The following is a 26,120-nucleotide window of genomic DNA, read 5'->3' as shown; positions in this document are numbered from 1 at the left end:
AAGCGACTTTGTCATTGACAAATATTCGGCGCGGGAAGATGATCCGCTCACACCCCCTCAACACATGGCTCGCAGCCACGGAACGCAACATGGCCAAAGCATTCGCCTCCCAAGCCGATCTGGAAGAGAAGAAAGTCACCTGGACGAAGCTGTCCGAGAACGCATACGCGTACACCGCCGAAGGCGACCCGAACTCGGGCGTGATCATCGGAGACGACAGCGTGCTGATCGTCGACACGACCGCGACGCCCGCGATGGCCCAGGACCTGATCGCGAAGATCCGCAGCGTGACCGACAAGCCGATCAAGCACGTGGTGCTGTCGCACTACCATGCGGTGCGCGTGCTCGGCGCGTCCGCGTATTTCGACGAAGGCGCGCAGCACGTGATCGCGAGCCGCGGCACGTACGAGATGATCGTCGAGCGCGGCGAGGCCGACATGAAGTCGGAGATCGAACGCTTCCCGCGCCTGTTCGCCGGGGTCGAGACGGTGCCTGGCCTGACCTGGCCGACGCTCGTGTTCGAGCGCGAGATCACGCTGTTCCTCGGCAAGCTCGAAGTGAAGATCATGCACGTCGGTTCGGGCCACACGAAGGGCGACACGATCGTCTGGATTCCGTCGCAGAAGGTGCTGTTCTCGGGCGACCTCGTCGAATACGACGCCGCGTGCTACTGCGGCGATGCACAGCTCGAACAATGGCCGGCCACGCTCGAAGCGCTGCGCGCGCTCGGCGCCGAGAAGCTCGTGCCGGGCCGCGGCCCCGCGCTGCTGAACCCGGCCGACGTGAACAAGGGCCTCGACTACACGAAGGATTTCGTCACGACGCTGCTCGCCCAGGGCCGCAAGGCCGTCGAGCAGAAGCTCGACCTGAAGGCGTCGATGGCGCTCACGCGTGAGGCGATGGATCCGAAGTTCGGCCACGTGTTCATCTACGAGCACTGCTTGCCGTTCGACGTGTCGCGTGCGTTCGACGAAGCGAGCGGCATCACGCATCCGCGCATCTGGACCGCGCAGCGCGACAAGGAAATGTGGGCCGCGCTGCAGGACTGAGCGGCTTGCACAGGCGGGGTGTCCGACAGGGCGCTCCGCCTTTTTTCTGAAGCGGCGACTGGCCACGGCTTCGTGCCGGCTTTCCGTCCGCCGTATCCGATCTCACAAGAATGCAGGGCGCACGTACGCCCTGGGAGACGGCTGCGCGCTCGAATCGCGCCGCCTGTTTGGAGAGAGACATGCCTCGATCGCTTCCCGCCGAAGCGACGCTCGCGCACGCGAGCGCTTCGGCTTCCGCCGCCACGGACGATGCGCTGCTGTTCCGCAAGATCGCCTGGCGAATCGTGCCGTTCCTGTTCCTCTGCTACGTCATCTCGTTTCTCGACCGGATCAACATCGGCTTCGCGCAGTTGCAGATGAAGCACGATCTCGGCTTCAGCGACGCGATGTACGGCCTCGGCGCCGCGGTGTTCTACGTCGGCTACGTGTTCTGCGAAGTGCCGAGCAACCTGCTGCTCGCGCGTTTCGGCGCGCGCCGCACCTTCACGCGGATCATGCTGCTGTGGGGCATCGCGTCGACCGGGATGATGTTCGTGTCGCAGCCGTCGCATTTCTACGTGCTGCGCTTCCTGCTCGGCGTGTTCGAAGCGGGCTTCTTTCCCGGCATCGTGCTGTACCTGACCTACTGGTTCCCCGCGAACCGGCGCGCGGCCGCGATCTCGGTGTTCTTCGCGGGCGTCGCGGTGGCCGGCGTGCTCGGCGGCCTGATGTCGGGCTGGATCATGCGCGACATGAGCGGCGTGCTCGGGCTGCACGGCTGGCAGTGGATGTTCGCGATCGAAGGTGCGCCGGCGATCCTGCTCGCGTTCGCCGCGTTCACGTTGCTGGTCGACCGGCCGCAGGACGCCACCTGGCTCACGCCGGATGAAAAGGCGCGGGTCGCCGCGCTGTGCGCCGACGGCCGCGGCCACGGCCACGCGCACGACGGGCGCAGCCTCGTGGCCGCGCTTGCGAACCCGCGCGTGTACCTGTTCGCGTTCATCTATTTCTCGCTGACCTGCGCGTCGCTGACGCTCAACTTCTGGATGCCGCTGATGATCCGCGACTTCGGCGTGACCGACGTCGTGGCGGTGAGCCTGTACACGGTCGTGCCGAACGCGGTCGGCGCGGTGGGGCTGATCCTGATCGCGCGCCGTTCGGACCGCACCGGCGAGCGCCGCAAGCACTTCGCGTGCTGCACGATCGGCGGCGGGCTCGCGCTCGCGGCGCTGACGCTTCATCTGCACAGCTTCGCGGCGATGCTCGCGTGCCTGTCGGTCGCGGCGACGCTGATCTTCGCCGCGCTGCCGATCTTCTGGACCGTGCCGACCCGCTACCTGTCGGGCAACGCCGCCGCGGCCGGGATCGCGCTGATCAGCAGCATCGGGATCACGAGCGGGATCGTCAGCCCGTGGGTGATCGGGATGATCCGCACGCGCACCGGCAGCATGGATCTCGCCGTGTATCTGCTGGCCGCGCTGCTGGTGGCGAGCGGCGTCGCGCTGATGGTCGGTGTGAAGGGCGAAGGCGCGCGGCGCGGCTGAGCGAGTAACGTCCGGCCGCCGCTCGCGGGCGGCGGCGACCGGCACGACGTGTGAGCCCCGTATCCGAATCCATCGAGGAGACGATCGATGTCAGCTCCTGTTCAAGCGGACGCCGCGCGTGCCGTCGCGTCCGGTATCGCCTCAACGGACGACGACGCGCTGTACCGCCGCATCGGCGCGCGGATCGTGCCGTTCCTGTTCATCTGCTACGTCGTGTCGATCCTCGATCGCAGCAACATCGGCTTCGCGCAGTTGCAGATGCGGCAGGACCTCGGCCTGATCGACGCGATGTACAGCCTCGGCGCGGTGCTGTTCTTCGTCGGCTATGTATTGTTCGAAGTGCCGAGCAACGCGCTGCTGCGCCGCTTCGGCGCGCGCCGCACGTTCGCGCGGATCATGTTCCTGTGGGGCGCGGTGTCGGTCGCGATGATCACCGTCGACAGTGCAAGGCATTTCTACGTGCTGCGTTTCCTGCTCGGGCTGTTCGAGGCCGGGTTCTTTCCGGGCGTGGTGTTCTACCTGACGTACTGGTATCCGGCACGCCGGCGCGCGTCGGTGCTGTCGATCTTCTACGCGGGCGTCGCCGTGGCGGGGATGGTCGGCGGGCTGCTGTCGGGCTGGCTGATGCGCGGGATGTCGGGCGTGCTCGGGCTGCACGGCTGGCAATGGATGTTCGCGATCGAGGGCGCGCCCGCGATCCTGCTCGGCGTGGTTGCCTGGTTCTGGCTGTGCGATCGTCCCGAGCAGGCGAGCTGGCTGTCCGACACCGACCGCCAGCGGCTCGCGGCCGACCTGGCCGCCGACCGCGCCGGTGCCGATACGCCGGCGCCGCATTCGCTGCGGCAGGTGCTGGCCGAACCGCGCACGTACCTGTTCGCGTTCATCTATTTCTCGCTGACCACCGCGCTCCTGATGCTGCTGTTCTGGATGCCGCTGATGATCCGCGAATTCGGCATTCACGATGTCGTGCAGATCAGCCTGTTGTCGGTCGTGCCGAACGCGATCGGTGCGGCGGGCCTGATCGCGATCGCGCGGCGCTCCGATCGCAAGCGCGAACGGCGCTGGCACTTCGCGGCATGCGCGTTCGGCGGTGCGGTGGCGCTCGCGCTGCTGACGCTGCACCTGTCGAGCATCGTCGCGATGATGGCGCTGCTGTCGGTCGCGGCGACGCTGATCTTCGCCGCGCATCCGGTGTTCTGGGCCGTGCCGTCCGCGTATTTCTCCGGCGCGGGCGCGGCCGGCGGGATCGCGCTGATCAGCAGCATCGGCGTGTCGAGCGGCATGATCACGCCGTGGCTCGTCGGGCTGATCCGCACCCGAACCGGCAGCATGGACCCGGCGATGCTGATGATCGCGGCGCTGCTGGCCGCGTGCGCGGTCGCGATGCTGCTGGGTGTGCGGGCGGTGCCGCGTGCGGAATCGGCGTGACGCGGGCGGCGGCGGTGCGGTTCAGTGGAAGGTCAGAAACAGCCCGGGCAGGACGATCAGGCCGTGCAGCGCCAGCGCCCAGTAAATCGTGCCGCCGCGCGCCTGCTGGTCGATCGACAGGCACGCGATCGCCGCAATGACCCCGATGACCGACAGGCCTGCCGCCCAGAAGAGCGCGGTGATGAGCACGCGAACGCCCATGTACGGATCGTCCATCGAACTGGCGAACCCGTAGCCGAACAGAAGCGCCAGCAGCTCGATGAGCGCGACGACGAGAAGACCTGACGCGATGCGCGCGGTTCGTTTGGCATTGTCCATGGCGAGTCGGGATGTGTAGGGGCAGGGGCGCCAGCCTACACGATCCGTCCCGAATATGTCGAGCAACGGGGCAGCGGGACGCCAGGCAGATCGGGAAACAATCCGGTGTGCGTTCCCGCAGTCGAATTCATCAATCCGCAGATGCCCGGAAACGTGCCGCGGAACTTCGGATGATGACGGGCGATTTGCCACGTACCACCGTGTTCCGCAGCACCTCCCGGGATTCGACGTGCCGGTTGCTTTCGACCTGCGGGATGTCGCGTGCTCAGCCTGCCGTCGAATAGCGCGGCGCGGGCGTGTCGGCCGACAGGTGCGGCGCCATCGTGCGGCGCGCGGCCTCGTACGCGGTCCATTCGTCACCCGCGTGCAGCGACGGAATCGTCACGAGTTCGCCGCGATCGAAGCCGACCAGCGCCGCGTCGACCATGTCGGTCGCCGACATCACGATTTCCTTCGGCAGGTGCTCGAGCGGCAGGCCGCCCGTCTGCCAGAAATCGGTGGCGGTCGCGCCGGGCAGCACGGCCTGCACCTGCAGGCCCTTGTCGGCGAGTTCGTGATGCAGCGACTGGCTGAACGCGAGCACGAACGCCTTGCTGCCGCCGTACACGCCGTTCAGCGTTTCCGGCGAGATCGCGACGATCGACGAAATGTTGATCACCGCGCCGTTGCCGCGGGCGACGAAACCGGGCACCGCCGCATAGGTGAGGCGGGTGAGCGCGGTCACGTTGAGGTCGATCATTCGCGTCATCGCATCGACGTCGCTGTCGAGCAGCGGTGCGTGCGTGCCGATGCCCGCGTTGTTCACGAGCAGCGTGATGCTCGCATCCTGCTTCAGCTTCGCCTCGACGGCGGCGAGTGCGGCGCGGTCGTTGAGGTCGGCGTCGATGATCTCGACGCTGCGCTGCGTGTCGTTCGTGATGCGGTCGGCGAGGGCGGCTAGCCGGTCGCGGTTGCGCGCGACCAGGATCAGGTCGTAGCCGCGGCGCGCGAGGCGGTCCGCGTAGACGGCGCCGATGCCCGACGAGGCGCCGGTAATGAGGGCGGTACCGCGATGTGCTTGCGTCATGATGTGCTCCGTTTCGATGGAAATGGCCGGATGGCGTGAAGCCATTCTGGTCTCGAATCGCTGCGACACAAATGACGTAGATGGGTATGATTCAGGACATCGGGTGGCCTACTCGCCCGGGACGGGAGAACCCACATGCACCGCATCGGCTTTCTGATCAGCGACGGCTTCCAGATCATGGCGCTCGCCGCGCAATCGGTGTTCGAGTACGCGAACATGGGCATGAGCGAGCCGTTCTACGAGATGGCCAACTATTCGGTTGACGGCGGCGACGTGCGCTCGTCGCTCGGGCTGCCGGTCGCCACGCACGCGCTGCGCGGGCGGATCGCCGTCGATACGTGGATCGTCGCGGGCGTCAACGATCCGCTCGCTTCGCCGGCGCCGGCCGGCGTCGTCACGTTTCTGCGCCGCACCAACGCTCGCGCGCGGCGGATCGCCGGCATCTGCACGGGCGCGTTCGTGCTGGCCGAAGCCGGGTTGCTGGCACAGCGCCGCGCGACGACGCACTGGGCGTTCGGCCGCGACATGCAGCGGTGCTATCCGGAGATACGCGTCGAGGACGACCGGATCTACATCGTCGACGGCCCGATCTGGACGTCGGCCGGGATGACGGCCGGCCTCGACCTCGCGCTTGCAATGGTGGAAAAGGATCTCGGCGCCGATGCCGCCCGGTCGGTCGCGCACAAGCTCGTGATGCACCAGCGGCGCGCCGGCGGCCAGTCGCAGCATTCGGAAATGCTGGAGCTCGCGCCGAAATCCGACCGGATCCAGAACGCGCTGAACTACGCGCGGCAGAATCTCGGTCGCGCACTGACCGTCGAGGATCTTGCCGAAGCCGTCCACCTGAGCCCGCGCCAGTTCAGCCGCGTGTTCACGCTCGAAACGGGGCAGTCGCCGGCGAAGGCGATCGAGCGGCTGCGGCTGGAGGGGGCGCGACTGATGATCGAGCAGAGCCGCCATTCGCTCGACGTGATCGCGAAGGAAAACGGCTTTCGCGACCGCCGGCACATGCGCGAGGCGTTCGTGCGCGGGTTCGGCGTCCCGCCGCAGGCGATGCGGCGGGACGCGCGTATGGACGAGCGGGAAGCGGGCTGATGCCCGCAGGCGCGAGACGCCAGCGTGCGTCGGAAAAATCGCGCAGAATCTCCGGCACGCTTCGTGAGGAGACACCATGCACGCCGAGCCGTTCGACATTGCGATACCCGATCACGCGCTGGATGACCTGCGTCGGCGCCTGCGTGCCCGTCGCCCGCCGATGCTCACGCCCGCCGAGCCGTGGCAGCAGGGTGTGGACGGCGCGTGGCTGAGCGAACTGACCGAGTACTGGGCCGAGCGCTTCGACTGGCGTGCGGTGGAGCGTGCGCTGAACCGGTTGCCGCAGTTCGTCGCGGACGCAGGCGGACAGCGTGTGCATTTCATCCATCGGCGTGGGGCGGGACCGAAACCTTATCCGCTCGTCATCACGCACGGCTGGCCGGGCTCCGTGTTCGAATTCGACGCGCTGATCGATCGCCTCTGCGATCCGGCGGCATTCGGCGGCGATCCTGACGACGCATTCGATGTCGTCGTACCGTCGCTGCCCGGCTTCCTGTTCTCGCCCGCGCCAACGGCACCCGGCATGTCGGCATGGCAGGTCGCCGACTGCTGGGCGGCGTTGATGTCCGGCCTCGGATATCGACGCTTCGGCGCACAAGGCGGCGATCTCGGCGCGGCCGTGTCGATCGCGCTCGGCGCGCGGCATGCCGACCGGGTAGACGGCATCCATCTGAACTACCTGCCCGGCAGTTACGAACCTCCAGCCGACGCGGCGGTGCCGCTGACCGACGACGAACGGGCCTTCGTGACGCAGCGCGGCGAGTGGGCCGCGCTGGAAGGCGGATACGCGCATATGCACATGACGAAGCCGCAGACGCTGGCCGTCGCGCTCAACGATTCGCCGGCCGGACTGGCCGCGTGGATCGCCGAGAAATTCCGCGCATGGAGCGATTGCGACGGCGACGTCGCACGGCGGTTTTCGCACGATACGCTGCTGACCGGCATCTCGCTCTACTGGTTCACCGGCTGCATCGGCTCATCCATGCAGATGTATTGGGAAAACCGGCTGCAGCCCCTGCGCTTCGCGGCCGGGCAACGCGTGACGGTGCCCGTCGCGTTCGCGCGCTTTCCGAAGGAAATCAGCCGTCCGCCGCGCAGCTGGCTCGAACGCGTGTTCGACGTGGTGCAATGGACCGACATGCCGAGCGGCGGCCATTTCGCGGCGATGGAAGAGCCGGACCGGCTGGCCGACGATATCCGGACATTTTTCCGGCGCTTTCGATAACGACCGGGTCGCCCGGCGCAGCGCACCGGCGGCCATCCGGTCGACAGGGGGCGCGAGCGCCACGCGGATCGTGACGCGACGGTGGCGCCTGCGTTACCGCGTGACGAACGGCGCGGCGTCGTCCGGCGCCGTACGCGCATGCTTGCGCTGGCGCAGCAGCGCGACGCGGCAATTCTCGCGCGCGGTCTCGCGGCCGTCGTCGTCGAGCAGCACGAGATCGCCGCGCATCACGTTGAGCGTGATCACGTCCTCACCCGGCGCGCCGAGCGTTTCCGGCGTATGCACCGAGCCGGCCGGTTCGAGCACCGTCGAGCCGGCGTGCGCCACCCAGTCGTATTCGCGGTAGCGCCACGCCCCCTGCAACGTATGGACGAACACCTCGCCTTCATGACGGTGGCGCGGCAGCGTGCCGCCGGCCGGCATCTTCAGCAGCGCGGTCAGCGTGTCCTCGGCCGCATTGATGTGCAGATACTTGATCGCCAGGCCTGGCAGGTCGGCGCTCATCGGCAGCCACGGCAGCGCGTCGCCGGGCAGGCACGAGATCGGCGGCAGGTCGGTGGAGAGCGGGGCGGACGGCTGCGTCATGGCGGGCGGCGGAGCGGAAATGGGGAGCCCGCATTATCGCAGAGCCGGCTCGCGCCGCCGAACGGGACATTTCGCATCGGTTCGAGCGCACGCGACGACGCGCTCCTTACAGCCTGAAATATGCAGTTAAACTGTACAGTTTTGCTGTATATCTGATATCTTGAATTCATGAAGACGCCATTGCCTCCCTCCGAAGCGCTCCCGCTGGCCGGCCTTGCCGGCGAACTTCGCATCTCGGTCGGCAAGCTGATGCGGCGGATGCGGGAGCAGATCCACCCGAACGACCTCACGTCATCGCAGAAATCGGTGCTGTTGCGGCTCGACCGCGACGGCCCCGCGACCGTGTCGGCGCTCGCGCGCGCCGAAAGCGTGCGGCCGCAGTCGATGCGCGTGACGGTCGCGACGCTCGAAACGCTGGGCGCTGTCAGCGGCGAGCCCGATCCCACCGACGGCCGGCAGACGCTGATCGCGCTCACGCCCGGTTTCCGCAAGGTGCTGCAGGCCAACCGCGCGGCCAAGGACGACTGGCTGTTCCGCGCGCTGCATGCGCAGCTGTCGGAGGCCGAGCAGGCCGAGCTCGCGTCGGCCGTGAAACTGCTGCAGCGGCTCGCCGAATTCCAGGAGCCGGCGCGTCCGTAAACCGCCTCGCTCCGCTCGCCGAAAGGACAACCCGACCATGAACCTCCCGCATCTCGTGTCGTATTTCTTCGGCGGCGCGTTTCTCGCGAACGTCGTGCCGCATCTCGTCAGCGGATTGCGCGGCGAGCCGTTCCAGACCCCGTTCGCGAATCCGCCCGGGCGCGGGTTGTCGTCGTCCACCGTGAATGTCGTGTGGGGCGTCGCGAACCTCGTGATTGCCTACGTGCTGGTGTGCCGCGTCGGCGATTTCGACCTCCGGCTGACAGCAGACGCAGCGGCGTTCGGCCTCGGCATCCTCGCGCTCGGCCTGTTCCTTGCGCGGCGCTTCGGCGAGCTGCACGGCGGCAACGAGCCCGACCGGGAGCGGCCATGAGCGTGCCGGCGGCGGGCGTCTTCCGCTCGCTTCGCAGCTTCAACTATCGCGTGTGGGCGATCGGCTCGCTGGTGTCGAACATTGGTACGTGGATCCAGCGCACCGCGCAGGACTGGCTCGTCCTCACGCAGCTCACGCATCACGACGCGTCGGCCGTCGGTATCGTGATGTCGCTGCAGTTCGGCCCGCAGCTTTTGCTGCTGCCGTGGACGGGTTATGCGGCCGACCGTTTCGACCAGCGCAAGCTGCTGATGGCGACGCAGGCGCTGATGGGCGGCCTCGCGCTCTTGCTGGGGCTGCTGACGGTGACCGGCGTCGCGCAGCTGTGGCACGTGTATCTGTTCGCGTTCCTGTTCGGCTGTGCGTCGGCGTTCGATGCGCCGGTGCGGCAGACGTTCGTTGCCGAGCTGGTCGCCGATCGGGAGCTGGCGAACGCCGTCGCGCTCAACTCGACGTCGTTCAACGCGGCGCGGATGATCGGGCCGGCGGCGGCCGGCTTCATCATCGCGTCGGTCGGCACCGGCTGGGCGTTCCTGCTCAACGGGCTCAGCTTCGTCGCGGTGCTGGCATCGCTGTCGATGCTGCGTGCCGACGAGCTGCGCGCGCATGCGCGGGCCGACCGTTCGCGCGGGAGCCTGCTCGACGGGTTCCGCTACGTGTGGCAGCGCCCGGACTTGAAGGCGATCCTCGTGATGCTGTTCCTGATCGGCACGTTCGGGCTCAATTTCCAGCTGTTCATCTCGACGATGGCGGCCAGTGTGTTTCACGTCGACGCGCGCGGCTTCGGCGTGCTGTCGTCGATGATGGCCGTCGGCACGATTACCGGTGCGCTGCTCGCGGCGCGCCGCGACCGGCCGCGCTTCCGGCATCTGTGGATCGGCGCGGCGCTGTTCGGGCTCGGCTGCACGCTGGCCGCGCTGGCGCCGGGCTACTGGCTGTTCGGCGCTGCGCTGGTGCTGACCGGGATCGCCGCGATCACCTTCATGAACTCGACCAACAGCCTGGTGCAACTGTCGACCGAGCCGGCGATGCGTGGCCGCGTGATGGCGCTGCGTCTCGCGGTGGCGCTCGGCGGCACGCCGATCGGCGCGCCGGTGGCCGGCTGGGTCGCGAATCATCTCGGCCCGCGCTGGGCGCTCGGTGTCGGTGCGATGTCCGGTTTTGCCGCGGCGCTCGTCGCGACGCATTTCATGAAGCGGATGCGTGCGCAGGCGGGCACGGGCGACGGCGCTTGACCTGCAGTGAAACCGACGTAGGCTACCCGACCGTTCAGCCGTTCAGCCGTTCAGCCGTTCAGCCACTCAGCCACTCAGCCACGAAGGTCGTTACACCGCCGGCCGCGCCGCCGCATGCGCGGCTTCGAGACACGACTGAAACAGCAGCGCCGCCCGCGACGGCCGCGGCGAGCGCCGCAGCAGGCTCACGAACCGGCACCGGTAATTGAACCGGTGCGGCGCGATCGGCTGCATCAGCCCCTTGTTCTCGAAGCTTTCCGCGTAATGGTCGGGGAGGAAGCCGAGATAGCGGCCGGACAGGATCAGCGTCGCGATCGACTCCTGGTCCGATGCGGTCGCGCTGCGCGTGAGCTTCGCGCGGTGGCTCAGCTCCATATTCGGCGAATGGAAGCCGAGGCCCGCGAACGCATGGTTGCCGATCGTCGTCCACGTGAGCTTGCCGTGCGGCGCATCGTAGAGCGGATGCTGGCGGCCGCAGTAGAGCAGCATCCGTTCGTCGAACAGCTCCGAATACACGAGGCTGCCCGAGTTGCGGTGCGCGGGAATGATCCCGACCTGATAGCTGCCATCGATGATCCCGCGCTCGACCTCGTTGATCGACGCGACATGCAGGTTCAGCGCGACGTCGGGCGCTTCGTCGGCGAACTGGCGGATCGCGTCGCCGAGCCGCGCGTTCGCGTTGGTGGCCGTCTTGTCGAATACCGCGATGTGCAGTTCGCCGCCCATCCGGTCGTGAATGCCGTCGATCCTGCTGCGAAATGCTTCCATCGACGCGAGCAGCCGCAACGTCTCCTCGTACACCGTCTGGCCCTCGGGCGTCAGCGTGAAGCCCGCGCGGCCGCGCCGGCAGAGCACGAGGCCGAGGCGCGTTTCCAGATCCTTCACGTGCCGGCTGATCGTCGAGATGCCGATATTCAGTTCCAGTTCGGCCGCGGCCATCCCGCCGCACTGCACGACGCCCTTGAAGACCCGCAGCAGGCGGAGATCCATGTCGCTGAGCTGCCCGAGCAGCGCGCGACTCTTCGGTTTCTTTGCTTGCATAAATGCGCAAGTGAACATTGATATTGCGATATTCAAAAGACTAATTGGCCTCCCGACAATGCGCAATATCAACATAAGGAGGAGGGGCGCCACGCGCCGACCGACATGACCGACATCACCACCGCCCAGCAGGACGAAACCAACCTCCGCACCGACGCCGCGTGGCTCGACGCGCACTGGATGCCGTTCACCGCCAACCGCCAGTTCAAGGCCGATCCGCGCATGATCGTGTCGGGCAAGGGCGCGTATTACACGGACGCCGAAGGCCGCAAGATCTTCGACGGCCTGTCGGGTCTCTGGTGCACGGGCCTCGGTCATGGCCGCACGGAAATCGTCGAAGCCGTGAGCCGCCAGGTCGCGCAGCTGGACTACGCGCCGGCGTTCCAGTTCGGCCATCCGAAATCGTTCGAGCTCGCGAACAAGATCAAGGACCTGACGCCGGCCGGCCTCGACTACGTGTTCTTCACGGGTTCGGGTTCGGAAGCGGCCGATACGTCGCTGAAGCTGGCCCGCGCTTACTGGCGCGCGAAGGGCAAGGGCACGAAGACGCGCCTGATCGGCCGCGAGAAGGGCTATCACGGCGTGAACTTCGGCGGTATCTCGGTCGGCGGGATCGGGCCGAACCGCAAGCTGTTCGGCCAGGGCCTCGATGCCGACTTCCTGCCGCACACGCAACTGGCTGAAAACAAGTTCTCGCGCGGGATGCCCGAGCACGGCGCCGAGCTGGCCGACCGCCTGCTCGAGCTGATCGCGCTGCACGATGCATCGAACATCGCGGCCGTGATCGTCGAGCCGTTCTCCGGTTCGGCGGGCGTGGTCGTGCCGCCGAAGGGCTACCTGAAGCGGCTGCGCGACATCTGTACCGCGCACGACATCCTGCTGATTTTCGACGAAGTCATCACGGGCTTCGGCCGGGCCGGCGCGATGACGGGTGCCGATGCGTTCGGCGTGGTGCCGGACATCCTGAACTTCGCGAAGCAGGTCACGAACGGCGTGCAGCCGCTCGGCGGCGTGATCGCGACGAAGGAAATCTACGACACGTTCATGGCCGCGGGCGGCCCCGAGTACATGCTCGAGTTCCCGCACGGCTACACGTATTCGGCGCACCCGGTGGCCTGCGCGGCCGGCGTCGCGGCGCTCGACCTGCTGGTGAAGGAGGACGCGGTGGCCCGCGTGCGCGATCTCGCGCCGCATTTCGAAGCCGCGGTGCATGGGCTGAAGGGCCAGCGCCACATCACCGACATCCGCAACTACGGGCTGGCAGCCGGCCTGACGATCGCGGCGCTGCCGGGCGAGCCGGCACGGCGCCCGTACGAGATCGCGATGCGCTGCTGGGCGAAGGGTTTCTACGTGCGCTACGGCGGCGACACGATCCAGCTGGCGCCCCCGTTCATCTCGGAGAAGCGCGAGATCGACAACCTCGTCAACGCGCTGTCCGACGCACTGAACGAAGTGGACTGAGCCGCGGCTTGCCCTGAGCGATAACCGAATTCACGAAAGAGCCTGAACGAGATGAAACACGACAGCAACGTAACCTCCACCGTCGGCCACCTGATCGACGGCAAGCGCGTCGACGGCGGCAGCCGCGTCCAGCCGGTGTTCGACCCGGCCACCGGCGAATCGCACAAGAGCGTCGCGCTCGCCGACAAGCTGACCGTCGAAGCCGCGATCGCGTCCGCGCAGGCCGCGTTCCCGGCCTGGCGCAACACGCCGCCGCTGAAGCGCGCCCGCGTGATGAGCCGCTTCAAGACGCTGCTCGAGGAACACGCCGACGAGCTGTGCGCGCTGATCACGGCCGAGCACGGCAAGGTGCTCGCCGATGCGATGGGCGAGCTGCAGCGCGGGATCGAGAACGTCGAATATGCGACCTACGTGCCCGAGCTGCTGAAGGGCGAGCACAGCAAGAACGTCGGCCCCGCGATCGATTCGTGGAGCGAGTTCCAGGCGCTCGGCGTCGCGGCCGGCATCACGCCGTTCAACTTCCCGGTGATGGTGCCGCTGTGGATGTGGCCGATGGCCGTCGCATGCGGCAACACGTTCGTGCTGAAGCCGTCGGAGCGTACGCCGTCGTCGACGTTGCGCATGGCCGAGCTCGCGCTCGAAGCCGGCCTGCCGCCGGGCGTGCTGAACGTCGTGAACGGCGACAAGGAAGCGGTCGACACGCTGCTGACCGACTCGCGCGTGAAGGCGGTGAGCTTCGTCGGCTCGACGCCGATCGCCGAATACATTTACTCGACCGGCTGCGCGCACGGCAAGCGCGTGCAGGCGCTCGGCGGCGCGAAGAACTTCGCGGTCGTGATGCCGGACGCCGACATCGGCAACGCGGTGAACGCGCTGATGGGCGCCGCGTACGGTTCGTGCGGCGAGCGCTGCATGGCGATTCCGCTGGTCGTCGCGATCGGCGACGAGACGGGCGACCAGGTCGTCGCGGGCCTGAAGGCCGAGATCGAGAAGATGAAGGTCGGCCCGGGCAACGGCGCGGGCGTCGACATGGGCCCGCTCGTCACGCAGCAGCATTTCGAGAAGGTGACGGGCTTCGTCGAAGCAGGCGTGGAAGCGGGCGCGACGCTCGTCGTCGACGGCCGCAGCGTGAAGGTCGACGGTCACGACGGCGGTTACTACCTCGGTCCGTGCCTGTTCGACAACGTGAAGCCCGGCATGCCGATCTACCAGCACGAGATCTTCGGGCCCGTGCTCGGCGTGATCCGCCTGAAGTCGCTCGACGAGGCGATGGCGCTGATCGACGCGCACGAGTACGGCAACGGCACGTGCCTGTTCACGCGCGACGGCGAGGCCGCACGCTACTTCAGCGACAACATCCAGATCGGCATGGTCGGCATCAACGTGCCGCTGCCGGTACCGGTTGCGTACCACTCGTTCGGTGGCTGGAAGCGTTCGCTGTTCGGCGATCTGCACGCGTACGGCCCGGACGCCGTGCGCTTCTACACGAAGCGCAAGACGATCACGCAGCGCTGGCCGTCGGCCGGCGTGCGCGAAGGGACGGTGTTCAGCTTCCCGTCGAACCGCTGACGCGCATGCCGGCTGCACGCAGCCGGCATGACGGGCAAAGGCCCGCTTCGATCGACGATCGGAGCGGGCTTTTTCATGTCCGCGCGGAGGGGGCGGAAGGCAGCAGAATGCTTACGGCGCCACCACGTGCCACATGTTCTTGAAGTTGTCGCCGTTGCGGTCGCCCTGTTTCATGTCCTTCGAGAAGAAGTACAGCGGCTTGCCCTTGTACGCCCATTGCGGGCTGCCGTCATCGCGCTTGATGATCGTGTAGGGGCCGACCGGGACATCGGTCGCGCTGGCCTTGTAGGGCGGCCAGAAGGATTCGCATTGGCCGGTGCAGGCGCTGGTGCCGGCGTTGGGCTTGTCCTGGTCGAATGTGTAGACGGTCATCCCGTTTGCGGCGACGAGCGCGCCGTTTTCGACTTTCGTGATCGAGCCTTGGGCCGACGCCGAAGCGGATGCAATGGCGAGCAGGGCGGAGCTGACGAGCAGCGCGGCTTTCATGAGGGCCTCCTGTAATCCGGTGGGCGGCCGCGATCGTGCACGGGCGAGCGTGCGCCAGGATCGCGATGAATGGTGCCGGAACGCGGTGCCGTTACCGCCGGTGCGAGCGACGCAGGGTCGAGTGGCGATGAACGGGGCGCTCCATTCACGATAGGCGGTTTTTGGCGGGGCTGCGAGAACATCGGGGGGCGCATCGGCCGCGCGTGGGCGTTACACTACGGCCGTCATGCTCCGGCTCCGGAATTTGCATCCGTCCCCTTAGGCGCGAGGTACGCACGCCAATGCGTCAGCGCCTCGCACGATTGGTCAACGCGACGCCCGCGATCACGAGCGCACCGCCGGCCAGCATCGACGGCGACAACGGCTCGCCGAGCAGCGCGACCGACGGCAGCACGCCGAACACGGGCACCAGGTTGGTGAACACGGCCGCGCGGGCCGGCCCGAGTTCGCGGATGCCCTGCGAATACCAGACGAACGCGACCACCGTGCCGATCGCGCCGAGATAAAGCATCGACGCGACGGCCTGCCACGTCAGCGGCGTACCGCTGCCGGCGGGCGAGCCGAACAGGTGCGCGACGATCAGCAGCGCGAGGCCCCACAGCGCCGCATACGCCGTGGCCGCGAGCGGCGACAGCCCGTCGAGCGCGCGCCGGCCGATCACGGTATAGGCTGCCCAGCTCAGCACCGCGCACAGCATGAAGCGTTCGCCTGCGCCGAACGTGTTGCCGAGATCGGTCAGCACCCGCAGCAAGTCGCCGCGGCTGATCACGACCAGCGCGCCGAACAGCGCGACGGCGATGCCGGCCCAGCGCGACAGCGACAGGCGCTCCCCGCGCACGACGATCGACAGCAGCACGGCGGTGGCCACCGGGTTCAGCGCGACGAACAGCGCGGTGCGCCCCGCCGGCATCCGCGCCAGTGCCGCGAAAAAGCACACGTTGTACAGGAAGATGCCGGTCGCGCCGAGCCCGAAGGTCGTCAGGATCTGGCGGCCGCTCAGCTTCGGCAGCCCGCCTTCGATCTTCCACGTCAGCACGACCAGCAGCAGCGCGGCGATCGCGAAGCGGCCGGTGGCCGCGGCGGTCGCGGACATCGTCGCGGCGAGGATCCGGCCCGCGATGAACGTACCGCCCCAGAACAGCGAGACGAGCGTGAGCTTCACATAGATGGCCGCGTGCGGCCGGGTGGCGACGAGGGCGGCGGGCGGGGCGGGAGCGTTCATGTGACGGAGTATCTCGGTGAGCGCCTGCGGCAACGCGTGAGCGACCGCGCGCGGCAGACGATGCCGAATCGCGCGATGGCCGGCTGGCAGGCCGGATTCAGGGGAATGGGAGCGGCGCTGCGTCGTCAGCGAAACACGGGCGCCGACGCGAGCGCGGTCAGCACGACCGGCATCGCGAACGCCGCGGCGACCGTCTGGAACGCGGTGATGCCGGCCATCAGCGGCGCGTCGCCGCCGAGCTGGCGCGCCATGATGTAGGACGCCGACGATGTCGGCAGCGCCTGGAACAGCAGCGCGACCGTCAGCGCGGCATCGCCGAGCCCGAACAGGCGGCCGGCGGCGAGCGTGATGAGCGGCATCGCCATGAACTTGAACGCCGACGCGACGCACACCGGCTGCAGCCACGCCCGCGCCGCATCGAATTGCAGCGCCGCGCCGACGCACAGCAGGCCGAGCGGCATCGACGCGACGCCGAGCGCGCGCACGGCCGGCTCGACGGCCGCCGGGAACGTGACGCCGCCGGCCTGCATCGCGATCCCGAGCACGCACGCGATGACGAGCGGATTCGACAGGATCTGGCGCGCGAGCGCCGCCGCGCCGAGCCGCGTGTCGCCGTAGCGCGCGAACACGAGCACGCACATCAGGTTGACGGTCGGGACGATCGCCGCGACGCATACGGCCGCGAGCGCGATGCCTTGTGCGCCGAACAGGCCGGCCGCGAGCGCGGTGCCGACATAGTTGTTGAAGCGCACGGCGCCCTGGAATACCGACGTGAAGCCGGCGCCGTCCACCCGCACGAACCGGCGGACCAGCAGGAGAAGCGCCGCGGCGAGTGCGGTCGAACCGACCAGCGCCGCCGCGAGCGGTAAAACGGGCAGTGATTGCAGCCGCGCGTTCGCGAGGCCGTCCGCGAACAGCGCGGGCAGCAGCACGTAGTAGCACAGCCGCTCGGCCTGCGGCCAGAACGCGTCGGCGATGAAGCCCGTGCGCCGCAGGCCGTGACCGAACGCGACCAGCAGCGCAACCGGCGCCAGCGCGAGCAGGACCGGGCCGATCATCGACGCGCCTTCACGCGAGCCTTGCTGGCCGCGCAGGCGGTGCGGGCCGCCGTGAGCGACAGGCACGAAAAACGGCGGAGCGAGGCGGGAATCCATCCGGCGGGCAACATGGCGACACGCAATCGAAGGAGTGACGATACCGCCAAGTTAACACGCGCAAGCAACAGGAATAATGGTTAATTATCGGGTGTTCAATGAGAAATTCTCATCGATGACGCGGTGACTTCGGCGGCCAGCGCACGCGCGAAACGTTCGGCCGGACGCGACTGGTGTTCGAGCAGGACGACCGCGCGCCCCATCTGCGGCTGCCCGAACGGCAAGCGCGTGACGGGCGGCAGCCGCGCGAGCGTTGAATCGGGGAGCGCGACGATCGCCGCGCCGAGCCCTCTCGCGACCATGCGCGCGATCGTTTCCGCGCTGTCCAGCACCATCTCCTCGCGCACGCGCACGCCGATGCGACGCAGCTCGGCGGCGATCATGCGGCCGGCCCATGCCTGCGCATCGAAGCGGATGAACGGCAGCGCATCGAGCAGCGTGACCGCATCGCGTTCCGCATGGTCGGGCGGCGCGAGCAGCCAGAAGCGATCCTCGTACAGCGTGGTCCACGTCAGTTCCGCCGGATGCGGGCGCACGGGGCGCGTCGTGATTGCCGCATCGAGTTCGCCGGCCGCGACGCGGTTCGCGAGTTCGGCGGACATCCCGGCCGACACGTGCACGCGCAGCCCCGGGTGCGCCGCGCGCAGCGCGAGCAGCGCGTCGGGCAGCGGCCCGGACAGCGCGGTCTGGATCGCGCCGATCCGCAGGCGGCCGGCCAGCTTCTTCTCGTCGCTGAGCGCATCGGGAATCCGGTCGACCAGCGCGAGCACCTGCTCGGCCTGCGCCAGCAGGATGTTGCCGGCCTCGGTGAGCACCGGCTGCCGGCGCGAGCGATCGAACAACTGCACGTTGTATTCGCTTTCGAGCGTCTTGATCTGCAGGCTCACCGCCGATTGCGTGAGGCCGATGGCTTCGCCGGCGCGCGCGAATGTCCGGTATCGGGCGATGGCGACGAGCGTTCTGAATGCGCGTAATGACATGGGTGAAGTCACGTGAGGGGCGGGATGGACAGCGGACGACAGGCATGCGGAGGGTCCGCGCCCATCGTGCCCGCACGGATTGGATCGGGCAACCGGGAACCGCTACGGCAACGGCAACGGCGGCCGACGCGCGATCGCCGCCGCGTCACACCCACAGCCGGTACATCCAGAACGATTCGTCCTCGATGAAGCGTTGCGTGAATTCGCTCGGCGAGAAACCGGTGATGCGCTTGACCTCGCGGCTCAGGTGCGCCTGGTCGGCGAACCCTTCGTCCAGCGCCAGCGTGGCCCAGTTGAACGCGGCGCCGGCTTCGTACCGGTCGCGCGCCGCGAAGAATGCGCTTTCCGTCCTGACGAGCGTGTGCCATTCGCGCAGCGATCGGCCGCTGTAGGTCTTGATACGCCGCTCGACCTGGCGCGGGCTGTGGGTATGCCGCCATTCGCGCGCCTGCAGCGCGAGGCGCTCGACCCAACTGCGTCCCGCATTGCGTAGCGACGACAGCGTCGTCGCGGGCCGTAACGCCTGCCAGCGCGGCGCAAGATGACGTTCGATCGCCGCCAGCGCATCGGCATCGCGGTCCGCGCCGACCAGCGCATCGAGCAGCGGGTGCCAGTCGTGGCCGAGGCACGCATGTGCATCGAGCACGCGGTCGTGGATGTCCGCCAGCGCGATGCCGAACAGCGCCCGCGCCGCATCGGCGGTGAAGCAGAGCATGCCGATCCGTCCGCCCGTCGGCGCCCAGGCCACGGTAGGGGCCGAATGGCTGCCCGACAGCGTCGCCGCGGCACCGAAGGGGCGCCACCGGGGCCCGTCGGACGCGTGTTCGACGAAGCCCATGTCGAGATCCCGATACCACGACACGCACACGAGCGGCGTGGCCGGAAAATGCGAGAGCCGCTGCGTGTCGCTCAATGCGACCCCGCGCGTGTCGTGCAACACGATCGCGACCACCGCGCCCTGCAGGGCAGCCGGCGCGGGGTACAGCCGTCCATGCGGCGACCGCCCGTCGCTCGGCGCGCGAGGGGCGCGTGCCAGCGGATCGGGGCACGACAGCGGGATCGATGACGGGTCGGGGAACATGACGCTGGAGTATAGGGAGCGGTCCGACGCGTGTCGATGTCGTTTGCGTTCAAGACCGCCGGCATGCCGGTGCGGACAATCCGTCCCATGAACACGCGATCCACATCCTCATGTCCATTCCATACGGGCGCCGCGGCTTCGGCGCCCGTGCTTCACCCGCCCGGCGTATGGCCGCCGGGGCCGCCTGCCGGCCTGACGGGTTGGGGTCTGTTGCGCGCGATGTCGCGCGACCTGCTCGGCACGCTGGCCGGCTGGCAGCGCGAATACGGTGATGTCATGCACTTGCGAATGTGGCCCGAGCATGCGGTGGTCGTGACCGATCCCGCGCTCGTGCGCGAACTCCTGGTCACGCATCACGATGCGCTCGGGCGCTGGGAGCGTGCCGTCCGCGTGTTTGCGGAGGTCCACGGCCATAGCGTGCTGATCGCCGAAGGCGACGCGTGGCGCGACAAGCGGCAGGCGTTGCAGCCGAATTTCATGCCGAAGGCGGTGCAGACGTTCGTGCCGTCGATCGCGGCGACGGCCGGACATGCGCTCGCGCGGTGGCCCGCGCGCGATCCGGACTGGCCGATCGAAAGCGCGCTGACGTCGCTGGCGATGGACGTGATCATGCGCACGATGTTCTCCGATGCGATCGGCGACGATGCACGTGCGGCCGAGGAGGCCGTGCGCGCGGTGAGCGCAGCGGCCAACGCCGATTTTTACTGGCCCGCGAGCACGCCGGACTGGGTGCCGTGGAAGCGCGGCAAGGCGCGGGCGATGGCCGTGCTGAAGGGGCTGATCGACCGGCAACTGCGTGCGCGTCTCGACCTGCCGACGAACGCGTGGCCCGACGATCTGCTGTCGCGCCTGTTGCGGCTGCATCGGGACGATGCGCGGCGATGGCCGCTGCAGGCCGTGCACGACGAATGCATGACCGCGTTCCTCGCGGGCCACGAGACGACGGCCGGGGCACTGACCTGGTGGGCGTGGTGCATGGCGACGAACCCGGCGGCGCAGGCCGCTGCGCGCGATGAAGTGTCGCGCGTGCTGGGCGGTGGCGCACCGTCCGCCGAGACGCGATCGTCGTTACGCTACCTGACGCACACGCTCGAGGAAACGCTGCGCCTGTACCCGTCCGCGCCGATCCTGATCAGCCGCCGCGCGTCGCGGCCGATCGTGCTGGGGCCGTGGCAGTTTCCCGCGCGGACGCTGTTCATGCTGCCGCTGCAACTCATGCAGCGCGATGCGCGATGGTTCGACGCGCCCGACGTGTTTCGTCCCGAGCGCTTTGCGGACGACGCGCCGGCTGCGCCGCGCGGAAGCTACATGCCGTTCGGCACGGGCCCGCGCGTGTGTCTCGGGCAGCATCTGGCGATGACGGAAATGACGGTCGTCGCGGCGATGATCCTGCAGCGCTACGCATTGTCGGCGCCGCACGGCATGAAGCCGCCGCGGCCGGTGCTGAACGTGACGCTGCGGCCGGACCGGCCGCTGCATCTCGCGATCGTGCCGGTGGCGGATGGGCGTTCCGCGTGAGGCGGACGGCGCGGCCGGGCGAGTGGGCCGCAGAGTCGATGGCACATCGAACGCGACGGCAGGCTCGGCTGATTCGCGTGTCGCGAACGCTTGCCGTTCGCGACGCGCAATGAAATCGAATCGTCGGAATATGAATGCGTGCCGGCCGCTGCGTTCAGCGCGACTGGCGCGGCATCGCGCAGCACCTATGCTTGAAGGGCCCAGGCCGGGCGGAGCCCAAGGAGGATGGTCATGCGCATGCTTCTCAACATACGAATCCCTCACGAGCCGTTCAACACGCTGGTGCGCGACGGCAGCGTCGGCGACGTGATCGGGCGAATACTCGAAGCGGTCAAGCCCGAGGCCGTATATTTCACGGAGCAGAACGGCGGGCGCGGGGCGGTCGTGATCGTCGACCTGAATGATCCGTCGCAGATCCCGGCGCTCGCGGAGCCGTGGTTCCTGATGCTGAATGCGGACTGCGAGTTCCGCGTAGTGATGTTGCCGGACGATCTCAAGAACGCCGGGCTCGCGCAGATCGGCGCGAAGTGGAAGTAGAAGCAGCCGGAATCAGCGCATGACGATGCCCCTGCCCGAGAGCCGGGCAGGCGGCATGACGCGGCGTTCGCGCGCGCGGCTATCGCGCAGGCTGCGATGGTTCGACGTTCGCCGCATCCCTGTCTTTCGGTCGCAAGACCAACAGCAGGCCGCTCAATGCCGCCGCGGCGACGAACACGAAAAAGAACCGTTCGTTCCATTGGCGCAGGCTGTCGGACGCCGTGCCGCCGTGATTCCCGGCCGTGGCGCCGATTTCCAGCAGGAACGTGAAGACCGCCGGCACCGGCGCGGAACCCAGGTAGGCCAGGAACGCGAACTGCAGCCGGCCGCGGGTCAGGATTGACCAGACGTCTTTCCCCATCAGGCAGGCGACCAGCATCACGGGCGGCACGATCACGAGCGATGCGGCGCTGATCGCACACAGAAACAGCCAGCCAAGTCCCACGATCGGAATGAGCGACATGAATCGGGATTCCTGCTTTTTGGGCAATCTTGTTGTCGACGGCATATCCGTATCGGCGTCACCGGATGAGCGAGGCACGCGGCGCTTCCCGGAGTGTGCCCGATTCCACGCCGGTTGCCATCCGCCGGCACCGATGCCGTCATCCGGTCGCGTCTTCCCCCAGCGCCTGGATGAAGCGCGAAAACAGCTCCGGCTGCGACGCAATTCCGAGCTTCGCGTACAAATGCCGCCGGTGCACCTTTACCGTTTCGGGTGATATCGCGAGCCGCTCGGCAATCGCCTTCGACGAATTGCCGCGCAGCACCATTCTCGCGATCGACATCTCGCGATCGGTCAGCACGCCCGCGCCGAAGCGCGCAAGCGCCTGCTCGACCCGCGCACCGAGATCGGCGTCGGGCGTTGTGCGCGCCGCGTCGCCCACCAGCCGCCAGTGCTGCCGGATCGCCGCGAGCACCCACGGCATCGCGGCCGTCAGCTTGCCGAGCGGCTCGACGTCGAACCGCGTGCCTGCACCGAGCGACAGCGACAGCAGCATGTCGGCGTTGGGTCGCACGAGGATCTGGATCTCGTCGTCGCCGACTGCATCGCGGAAGTAGCTCAGGAAATATTCGCTCTGCCGGAACAGGTCGGGCGCGACTTCCTCGAGCCGGTAGCAGCCGTCGGCGAGCCCGTCGTGCGCGGCCTGCAGGAACGGGTCGAGCAGATACACGCCGTTCAGGTAGAGCGGCACGGGCGACGCGGCGTCGGTGCCGCCCGTGTCGTATTCGTCGAGCACGAGCGGCACGCCGTCGCGGCCGATCGCGGTCGCGAGCGCATTGTCGAACGGCACCATTTCGTTGAGCAGCAGCACCAGGAACCGCCAGAAGCGCGGCTGGCCGAGATGATCGATTGCGCGGCCGAGCGCCTGGTGCATCGCGATTTCGGAAAAGAGACGATCCATACCACCACCGGAAGGGCGTAACACGAAGGGGGAATAGCGGTCCTGAAATTGGCTTCCTAGACTGCCACGCAATCAATCGGGCCCGAGTATGGGCGTTCAAAAAAAAGTGGCAAAGGATTGGCCCAAGCACAGGAGAACGAAATGGCGATGATGTCGGAATCGACGGGCACGCTGCAAGCGGCGCCTGCAACGGAAGACGCGCCGCGCGCGCTGTCGCAGACGCTCAGCGTGCGCGATGCGGTGATGATCACCGTATCGGGGGTGACGCCCGCGAGCTCGATTTTCGTGATCGCGCCGTTCGCGATCCAGCAAGCCGGCAGCGGCGCCGTGCTGTCGTTCCTGCTTGGCGGCGTGCTCGCGCTGGCATTCGCGCTCTGCTATGCGGAGCTCAGCGCCGCGCACCGCAGCGCGGGCGGCGAGTACGTGATGGCCAAGCGCGTGTTCGGCACGCTGCCCGGCTACCTGACCTTCATCACGGTGCTGTCCGTCAGCGTGTTCATCCCGGCCGTGCTCGCGAGCGGCGCCGCGCCCTACCTGAACAATGCGCTCGGCACGCATTTCAGCAACCAGTCGGTCGCGCTGACGATCGTGCTGCTCAGCTACCTGCTCGGCATGCTGAACATCAAGACGAACGCGTGGATCACGGGCGCGTTTCTCGTCGTCGAGATCGGCGTGCTGATGCTGATCGCGGGCCTCGGCTTCGGGTCGCCGCATCGCGGCGCCGACGCGCTGATCGCGCCGGTCGTCGCGAGCGGCAACGCGCTCGTGCCGGCGACGCTGGCCGCGATCGTCCCGGCGATCGGCACGGCGATCTTCTGCTACAACGGCTTCGGCTCGGCCGCGTATCTCGCGGAAGACCTGCGCGGCGGCAACCGCAATGTCGCGAAGGCGGTGATCTACTCGCTGCTCGTGATCCTCGTCGTCGAACTGATTTCGCTCACCGCGATCGTGCTCGGTGCGCCGTCGCTGACCGAGCTGACGAAGAGCGCCGATCCGATCGGCTATGTCGTGCGTTCGCTGAGCAACCCGGCCGTGTCGCGCGTGGTCAGCGGCGGGATCTTCCTGTCGGTGTTCAACGCGATCATCGCGATCGTGATCACGATGGGGCGGCTGCTGTACAGCAGCGGCCGGCACGCGCTCTGGTCGCGCACCTGCAACCGCGCCTTCTCGACGATCCATCCGCGCTTCGAATCGCCGTGGCTTGCGACGATCGCGCTCGCGGTGCCGTCGGCCGGGCTCGTGTTCGTGTCGAGCCTCGATGACCTGACCGCGTTCACGGTCGACCTGCTGCTGCTGATCTATCTGGTCGTCGGGCTGGCCGCGCTCGCGAGCCGCTTCGTGCGCCGTGACGTCGAGCATCATTACCGGATGCCGTTGTGGCCCGTGACGCCGCTCGTCGCGGTAGCCGGCGCCGCGTATACGCTCTACACCACGCTTGCGACGGCCACGAAACCGACCGACCTGATCATCATCGCCGGGCTGCTGGTCGCCGCGCTCGTGATGTATGCGGTCTGGGCGCGCCACAGTGAAGCTTTCCGCACGCTCTGATCTACGGATCGAAGGCTTGCCGTACCGAAACATCGAAACACCGAACCATTGAAAGACTGGAGGAATTGCATCATGCGCACGAGGGATCTCGGCATCCGCATCGGACTCGGCACGCCGGGCCGCTTCAACACGATCACGGACGTTCCGGGCGTGCGGGTCGGACATTGCACGCTGAACGTCGAGAACGGCGACGCATCGATCCGCACCGGCGTCACCGTCATCGAGCCGCGCGCGGGCGCCGCGCACGATTCGCCGTGCTTCGCGGGCGTGCACGTGCTGAACGGCAACGGCGACGCGACGGGGCTCGAATGGATCCGCGAGGCCGGCCTGCTGACCACGCCGATCGCCTATACGAACACGCACAGCGTCGGCGCGGTGCGCGATGCGCTCGTCGCGAACGAGCGCGAAGCGGCGGCCGGCCGCGTGTACTGGTGCATGCCGGTCGTGATGGAAACCTACGACGGGCTGCTGAACGACATCTGGGGGCAGCACGTGAGCGCCGCGCATGTGCAGCGCGCGCTGGCCGCCGCGCAGTCGGGGCCGGTTGCCGAAGGCGGCGTGGGCGGCGGCACGGGGATGATCTGCCACGAGTTCAAGGGTGGCATCGGCACCGCGTCGCGCGTGCTCGCGGCCGATGCGGGCGGCTGGACCGTCGGCGCGCTCGTGCAGGCGAACTACGGTGTGCGCGAAATGCTGCGCGTGGCCGGCTATCCGGTCGGCGAAGTGCTGCGCCACGTGCCTTCGCCATTCCGTGCGCCGGGCGCGCAAGGCGAGGCCGGGATGGGCTCGATCGTCGTGACGATCGCGACCGACGCGCCGCTGCTGCCGCACCAGTGCACGCGTCTTGCACAGCGCGCGAGCGTCGGGCTGGCGCGCGTCGGCGGCGGTACGGAGGACTCGAGCGGCGACATCTTCCTGGCGTTCGCAACCGGCAACGACGGCCTGCCGGCAGCGAACTACGGCAGCAAGGGAGCGCCGACCAGCGACGTGAAGATGGTCAACAACGACCATATTTCCGCGCTGTTCGTCGCGGCGGCGGAAGCTGTGGAGGAAGCGATCGTGAATGCGCTCGTCGCGGGTGGCGACGTCGAGTCGCGCGGGGCGCGGGTCGAAGGGCTGGGGCAGGCGCGCTTGCTGGATGCGTTGCGCGAGGTGGGCTGGCGGCCGGGGCGCGGCGCCTGAAACGGCCTGCGCCGCTTCAATCGAAGCGGCGTGGGGTGGCGCGGCGATGCGGCGATCGGCCGGGCCGCCGCTCGCCCGCGCAAGCGATGCTGCGGGCGGTGCGGGCCTGGCCGTGACGACGCGGCGTCATGCTTAGCTGCCGAAGTAGATGTTGCAGAAGCTGACGGGGCCGACACACGCGTTCGGATCTTCCTGCTTCGATTGCGAACGATCGACACGGCCTGCGGCCTTCACGGCTTCAGCGCGGTTCGCCGGTTGCTGTGCGACGTCTGCCGGTGCCGGCTGTGCGTGAGCAACAGCAGCGGTGAGCGACAGGGCAACGAGGGCGAGGTGCAGCGGCTTCATTTTGGTTTCTCCTGGGTGATTGCCAGTCTCGCTGGCAGTGAGGAAACTATAGGCTCG

General features: G+C 68.0%; 26 protein-coding genes. 14 read left to right on the top strand and 12 right to left on the bottom strand.

The genetic code is table 11. The features are described 5' to 3' along the window. Nucleotides 1–89 precede the first annotated feature (89 nt). From CFB82_RS26155 to CFB82_RS26145, 3 genes are all read left to right on the top strand, one after another. A complete protein-coding gene (locus CFB82_RS26155) occupies nucleotides 90–1,049 on the top strand; it encodes an MBL fold metallo-hydrolase (RefSeq protein WP_089427583.1) in 960 nt (319 codons plus the stop codon). 179 nt (nucleotides 1,050–1,228) lie between these two features. Beyond that, nucleotides 1,229–2,572 carry an MFS transporter gene (locus tag CFB82_RS26150; RefSeq protein ID WP_089485873.1) on the top strand — a complete coding sequence of 448 codons (1,344 nt, stop codon included), beginning with the start codon at nucleotides 1,229–1,231 and terminating at the stop codon, nucleotides 2,570–2,572. 87 nt (nucleotides 2,573–2,659) lie between these two features. Further along, nucleotides 2,660–4,000 carry an MFS transporter gene (locus CFB82_RS26145; RefSeq protein ID WP_089485872.1) on the top strand — a complete coding sequence of 447 codons (1,341 nt, stop codon included), beginning with the start codon at nucleotides 2,660–2,662 and terminating at the stop codon, nucleotides 3,998–4,000. Nucleotides 4,001–4,021: 21 nt separating this feature from the next. On the opposite strand, the gene CFB82_RS26140 is transcribed toward CFB82_RS26145, so the two are convergent. Together CFB82_RS26140 and CFB82_RS26135 are read right to left on the bottom strand one after the other, a co-directional pair. Continuing rightward, on the bottom strand, nucleotides 4,022–4,318 hold the full coding sequence (locus CFB82_RS26140; RefSeq protein ID WP_089447568.1) for a hypothetical protein: 297 nt from the start codon (nucleotides 4,316–4,318) through the stop codon (nucleotides 4,022–4,024). A gap of 265 nt (nucleotides 4,319–4,583) precedes the next feature. After that, nucleotides 4,584–5,384 carry an SDR family NAD(P)-dependent oxidoreductase gene (locus CFB82_RS26135; protein WP_089485880.1) on the bottom strand — a complete coding sequence of 267 codons (801 nt, stop codon included), beginning with the start codon at nucleotides 5,382–5,384 and terminating at the stop codon, nucleotides 4,584–4,586. A gap of 135 nt (nucleotides 5,385–5,519) precedes the next feature. On the opposite strand from CFB82_RS26135, the gene CFB82_RS26130 reads away from it, so the two are divergent. Both CFB82_RS26130 and CFB82_RS26125 read left to right on the top strand, forming a co-directional pair. Next, the gene (locus CFB82_RS26130; protein WP_089485871.1) at nucleotides 5,520–6,479 is read left to right on the top strand and encodes a GlxA family transcriptional regulator; all 960 of its coding nucleotides are present in this window, start codon (nucleotides 5,520–5,522) and stop codon (nucleotides 6,477–6,479) included. Nucleotides 6,480–6,555: 76 nt separating this feature from the next. Next, nucleotides 6,556–7,704, top strand: coding sequence for an epoxide hydrolase family protein (locus CFB82_RS26125; protein ID WP_089485870.1), 1,149 nt, complete (start codon nucleotides 6,556–6,558; stop codon nucleotides 7,702–7,704). A gap of 93 nt (nucleotides 7,705–7,797) precedes the next feature. On the opposite strand, the gene CFB82_RS26120 is transcribed toward CFB82_RS26125, so the two are convergent. Then, complete coding sequence (locus CFB82_RS26120; protein ID WP_047850045.1) at nucleotides 7,798–8,289, bottom strand: 2,4'-dihydroxyacetophenone dioxygenase family protein; 492 nt, start codon at nucleotides 8,287–8,289, stop codon at nucleotides 7,798–7,800. 168 nt (nucleotides 8,290–8,457) lie between these two features. On the opposite strand from CFB82_RS26120, the gene CFB82_RS26115 reads away from it, so the two are divergent. From CFB82_RS26115 to CFB82_RS26105, 3 genes are read left to right on the top strand one after another with little or no spacing between them, the layout of a single operon-like run. Next, the gene (locus CFB82_RS26115) at nucleotides 8,458–8,928 is read left to right on the top strand and encodes a MarR family winged helix-turn-helix transcriptional regulator (protein WP_089485869.1); all 471 of its coding nucleotides are present in this window, start codon (nucleotides 8,458–8,460) and stop codon (nucleotides 8,926–8,928) included. Nucleotides 8,929–8,965: 37 nt separating this feature from the next. After that, the gene (locus CFB82_RS26110) at nucleotides 8,966–9,301 is read left to right on the top strand and encodes a hypothetical protein (protein WP_089485868.1); all 336 of its coding nucleotides are present in this window, start codon (nucleotides 8,966–8,968) and stop codon (nucleotides 9,299–9,301) included. Further along, nucleotides 9,298–10,536, top strand: coding sequence for an MFS transporter (locus CFB82_RS26105; protein WP_089485867.1), 1,239 nt, complete (start codon nucleotides 9,298–9,300; stop codon nucleotides 10,534–10,536). Before CFB82_RS26110 ends, CFB82_RS26105 begins: the two co-directional genes overlap by 4 nt. Before the next feature lie 90 nt (nucleotides 10,537–10,626). Here CFB82_RS26105 and CFB82_RS26100 read toward each other — a convergent pair whose 3' ends face one another. After that, on the bottom strand, nucleotides 10,627–11,577 hold the full coding sequence (locus CFB82_RS26100) for a LysR family transcriptional regulator (RefSeq protein WP_089485866.1): 951 nt from the start codon (nucleotides 11,575–11,577) through the stop codon (nucleotides 10,627–10,629). Nucleotides 11,578–11,682: 105 nt separating this feature from the next. On the opposite strand from CFB82_RS26100, the gene CFB82_RS26095 reads away from it, so the two are divergent. Both CFB82_RS26095 and CFB82_RS26090 read left to right on the top strand, forming a co-directional pair. Further along, on the top strand, nucleotides 11,683–13,038 hold the full coding sequence (locus CFB82_RS26095; protein ID WP_089485865.1) for an aspartate aminotransferase family protein: 1,356 nt from the start codon (nucleotides 11,683–11,685) through the stop codon (nucleotides 13,036–13,038). Nucleotides 13,039–13,089: 51 nt separating this feature from the next. Beyond that, the gene (locus tag CFB82_RS26090; protein WP_089447577.1) at nucleotides 13,090–14,607 is read left to right on the top strand and encodes a CoA-acylating methylmalonate-semialdehyde dehydrogenase; all 1,518 of its coding nucleotides are present in this window, start codon (nucleotides 13,090–13,092) and stop codon (nucleotides 14,605–14,607) included. 111 nt (nucleotides 14,608–14,718) lie between these two features. On the opposite strand, the gene CFB82_RS26085 is transcribed toward CFB82_RS26090, so the two are convergent. From CFB82_RS26085 to CFB82_RS26065, 5 genes are all read right to left on the bottom strand, one after another. Continuing rightward, nucleotides 14,719–15,093, bottom strand: coding sequence for a COG4315 family predicted lipoprotein (locus tag CFB82_RS26085; RefSeq protein ID WP_069251500.1), 375 nt, complete (start codon nucleotides 15,091–15,093; stop codon nucleotides 14,719–14,721). A 286-nt stretch (nucleotides 15,094–15,379) separates the two neighbouring features. After that, entirely contained in the window at nucleotides 15,380–16,315 is a 936-nt protein-coding gene (locus CFB82_RS26080; RefSeq protein ID WP_089485864.1) for a DMT family transporter, read from the bottom strand. A 125-nt stretch (nucleotides 16,316–16,440) separates the two neighbouring features. Beyond that, the gene (locus CFB82_RS26075) at nucleotides 16,441–17,373 is read right to left on the bottom strand and encodes an AEC family transporter (protein ID WP_089485879.1); all 933 of its coding nucleotides are present in this window, start codon (nucleotides 17,371–17,373) and stop codon (nucleotides 16,441–16,443) included. Between the two features lie 191 nt (nucleotides 17,374–17,564). After that, nucleotides 17,565–18,449 carry a LysR substrate-binding domain-containing protein gene (locus CFB82_RS26070; RefSeq protein ID WP_089485863.1) on the bottom strand — a complete coding sequence of 295 codons (885 nt, stop codon included), beginning with the start codon at nucleotides 18,447–18,449 and terminating at the stop codon, nucleotides 17,565–17,567. 145 nt (nucleotides 18,450–18,594) lie between these two features. Beyond that, nucleotides 18,595–19,530, bottom strand: a complete 936-nt coding sequence (locus CFB82_RS26065; RefSeq protein ID WP_089485862.1) for an AraC family transcriptional regulator — start codon at nucleotides 19,528–19,530, stop codon at nucleotides 18,595–18,597. An 87-nt stretch (nucleotides 19,531–19,617) separates the two neighbouring features. On the opposite strand from CFB82_RS26065, the gene CFB82_RS26060 reads away from it, so the two are divergent. Together CFB82_RS26060 and CFB82_RS26055 are read left to right on the top strand one after the other, a co-directional pair. After that, the gene (locus tag CFB82_RS26060; RefSeq protein WP_089485878.1) at nucleotides 19,618–21,048 is read left to right on the top strand and encodes a cytochrome P450; all 1,431 of its coding nucleotides are present in this window, start codon (nucleotides 19,618–19,620) and stop codon (nucleotides 21,046–21,048) included. Between the two features lie 231 nt (nucleotides 21,049–21,279). Further along, nucleotides 21,280–21,585, top strand: a complete 306-nt coding sequence (locus CFB82_RS26055) for a panthothenate synthetase (RefSeq protein WP_089447583.1) — start codon at nucleotides 21,280–21,282, stop codon at nucleotides 21,583–21,585. A gap of 79 nt (nucleotides 21,586–21,664) precedes the next feature. On the opposite strand, the gene CFB82_RS26050 is transcribed toward CFB82_RS26055, so the two are convergent. After that, nucleotides 21,665–22,048, bottom strand: a complete 384-nt coding sequence (locus CFB82_RS26050) for a hypothetical protein (RefSeq protein WP_089485861.1) — start codon at nucleotides 22,046–22,048, stop codon at nucleotides 21,665–21,667. A 139-nt stretch (nucleotides 22,049–22,187) separates the two neighbouring features. Further along, complete coding sequence (locus CFB82_RS26045) at nucleotides 22,188–22,988, bottom strand: helix-turn-helix transcriptional regulator (protein ID WP_089485860.1); 801 nt, start codon at nucleotides 22,986–22,988, stop codon at nucleotides 22,188–22,190. A 141-nt stretch (nucleotides 22,989–23,129) separates the two neighbouring features. Here CFB82_RS26045 and CFB82_RS26040 point away from each other — a divergent pair, with 141 nt between their 5' ends. Beyond that, on the top strand, nucleotides 23,130–24,536 hold the full coding sequence (locus CFB82_RS26040) for an APC family permease (protein ID WP_089485859.1): 1,407 nt from the start codon (nucleotides 23,130–23,132) through the stop codon (nucleotides 24,534–24,536). A 72-nt stretch (nucleotides 24,537–24,608) separates the two neighbouring features. Then, nucleotides 24,609–25,718 (top strand): DmpA family aminopeptidase, encoded by a 1,110-nt coding sequence (locus tag CFB82_RS26035; RefSeq protein WP_089485858.1) that lies wholly within the window; start codon nucleotides 24,609–24,611, stop codon nucleotides 25,716–25,718. A gap of 132 nt (nucleotides 25,719–25,850) precedes the next feature. Here the strand turns inward: CFB82_RS26035 and CFB82_RS26030 are convergent, their stop codons facing one another. Then, on the bottom strand, nucleotides 25,851–26,063 hold the full coding sequence (locus CFB82_RS26030; RefSeq protein WP_069251508.1) for a hypothetical protein: 213 nt from the start codon (nucleotides 26,061–26,063) through the stop codon (nucleotides 25,851–25,853). Nucleotides 26,064–26,120: the final 57 nt, after the last annotated feature.

The organism is Burkholderia sp. HI2714, from assembly GCF_002223085.1.
GTDB lineage: Bacteria > Pseudomonadota > Gammaproteobacteria > Burkholderiales > Burkholderiaceae > Burkholderia > Burkholderia lata_D.
The sequence above is the reverse complement of the archived record's forward strand: the minus strand, read 5'-3'. Positions and strand labels throughout refer to the sequence as shown.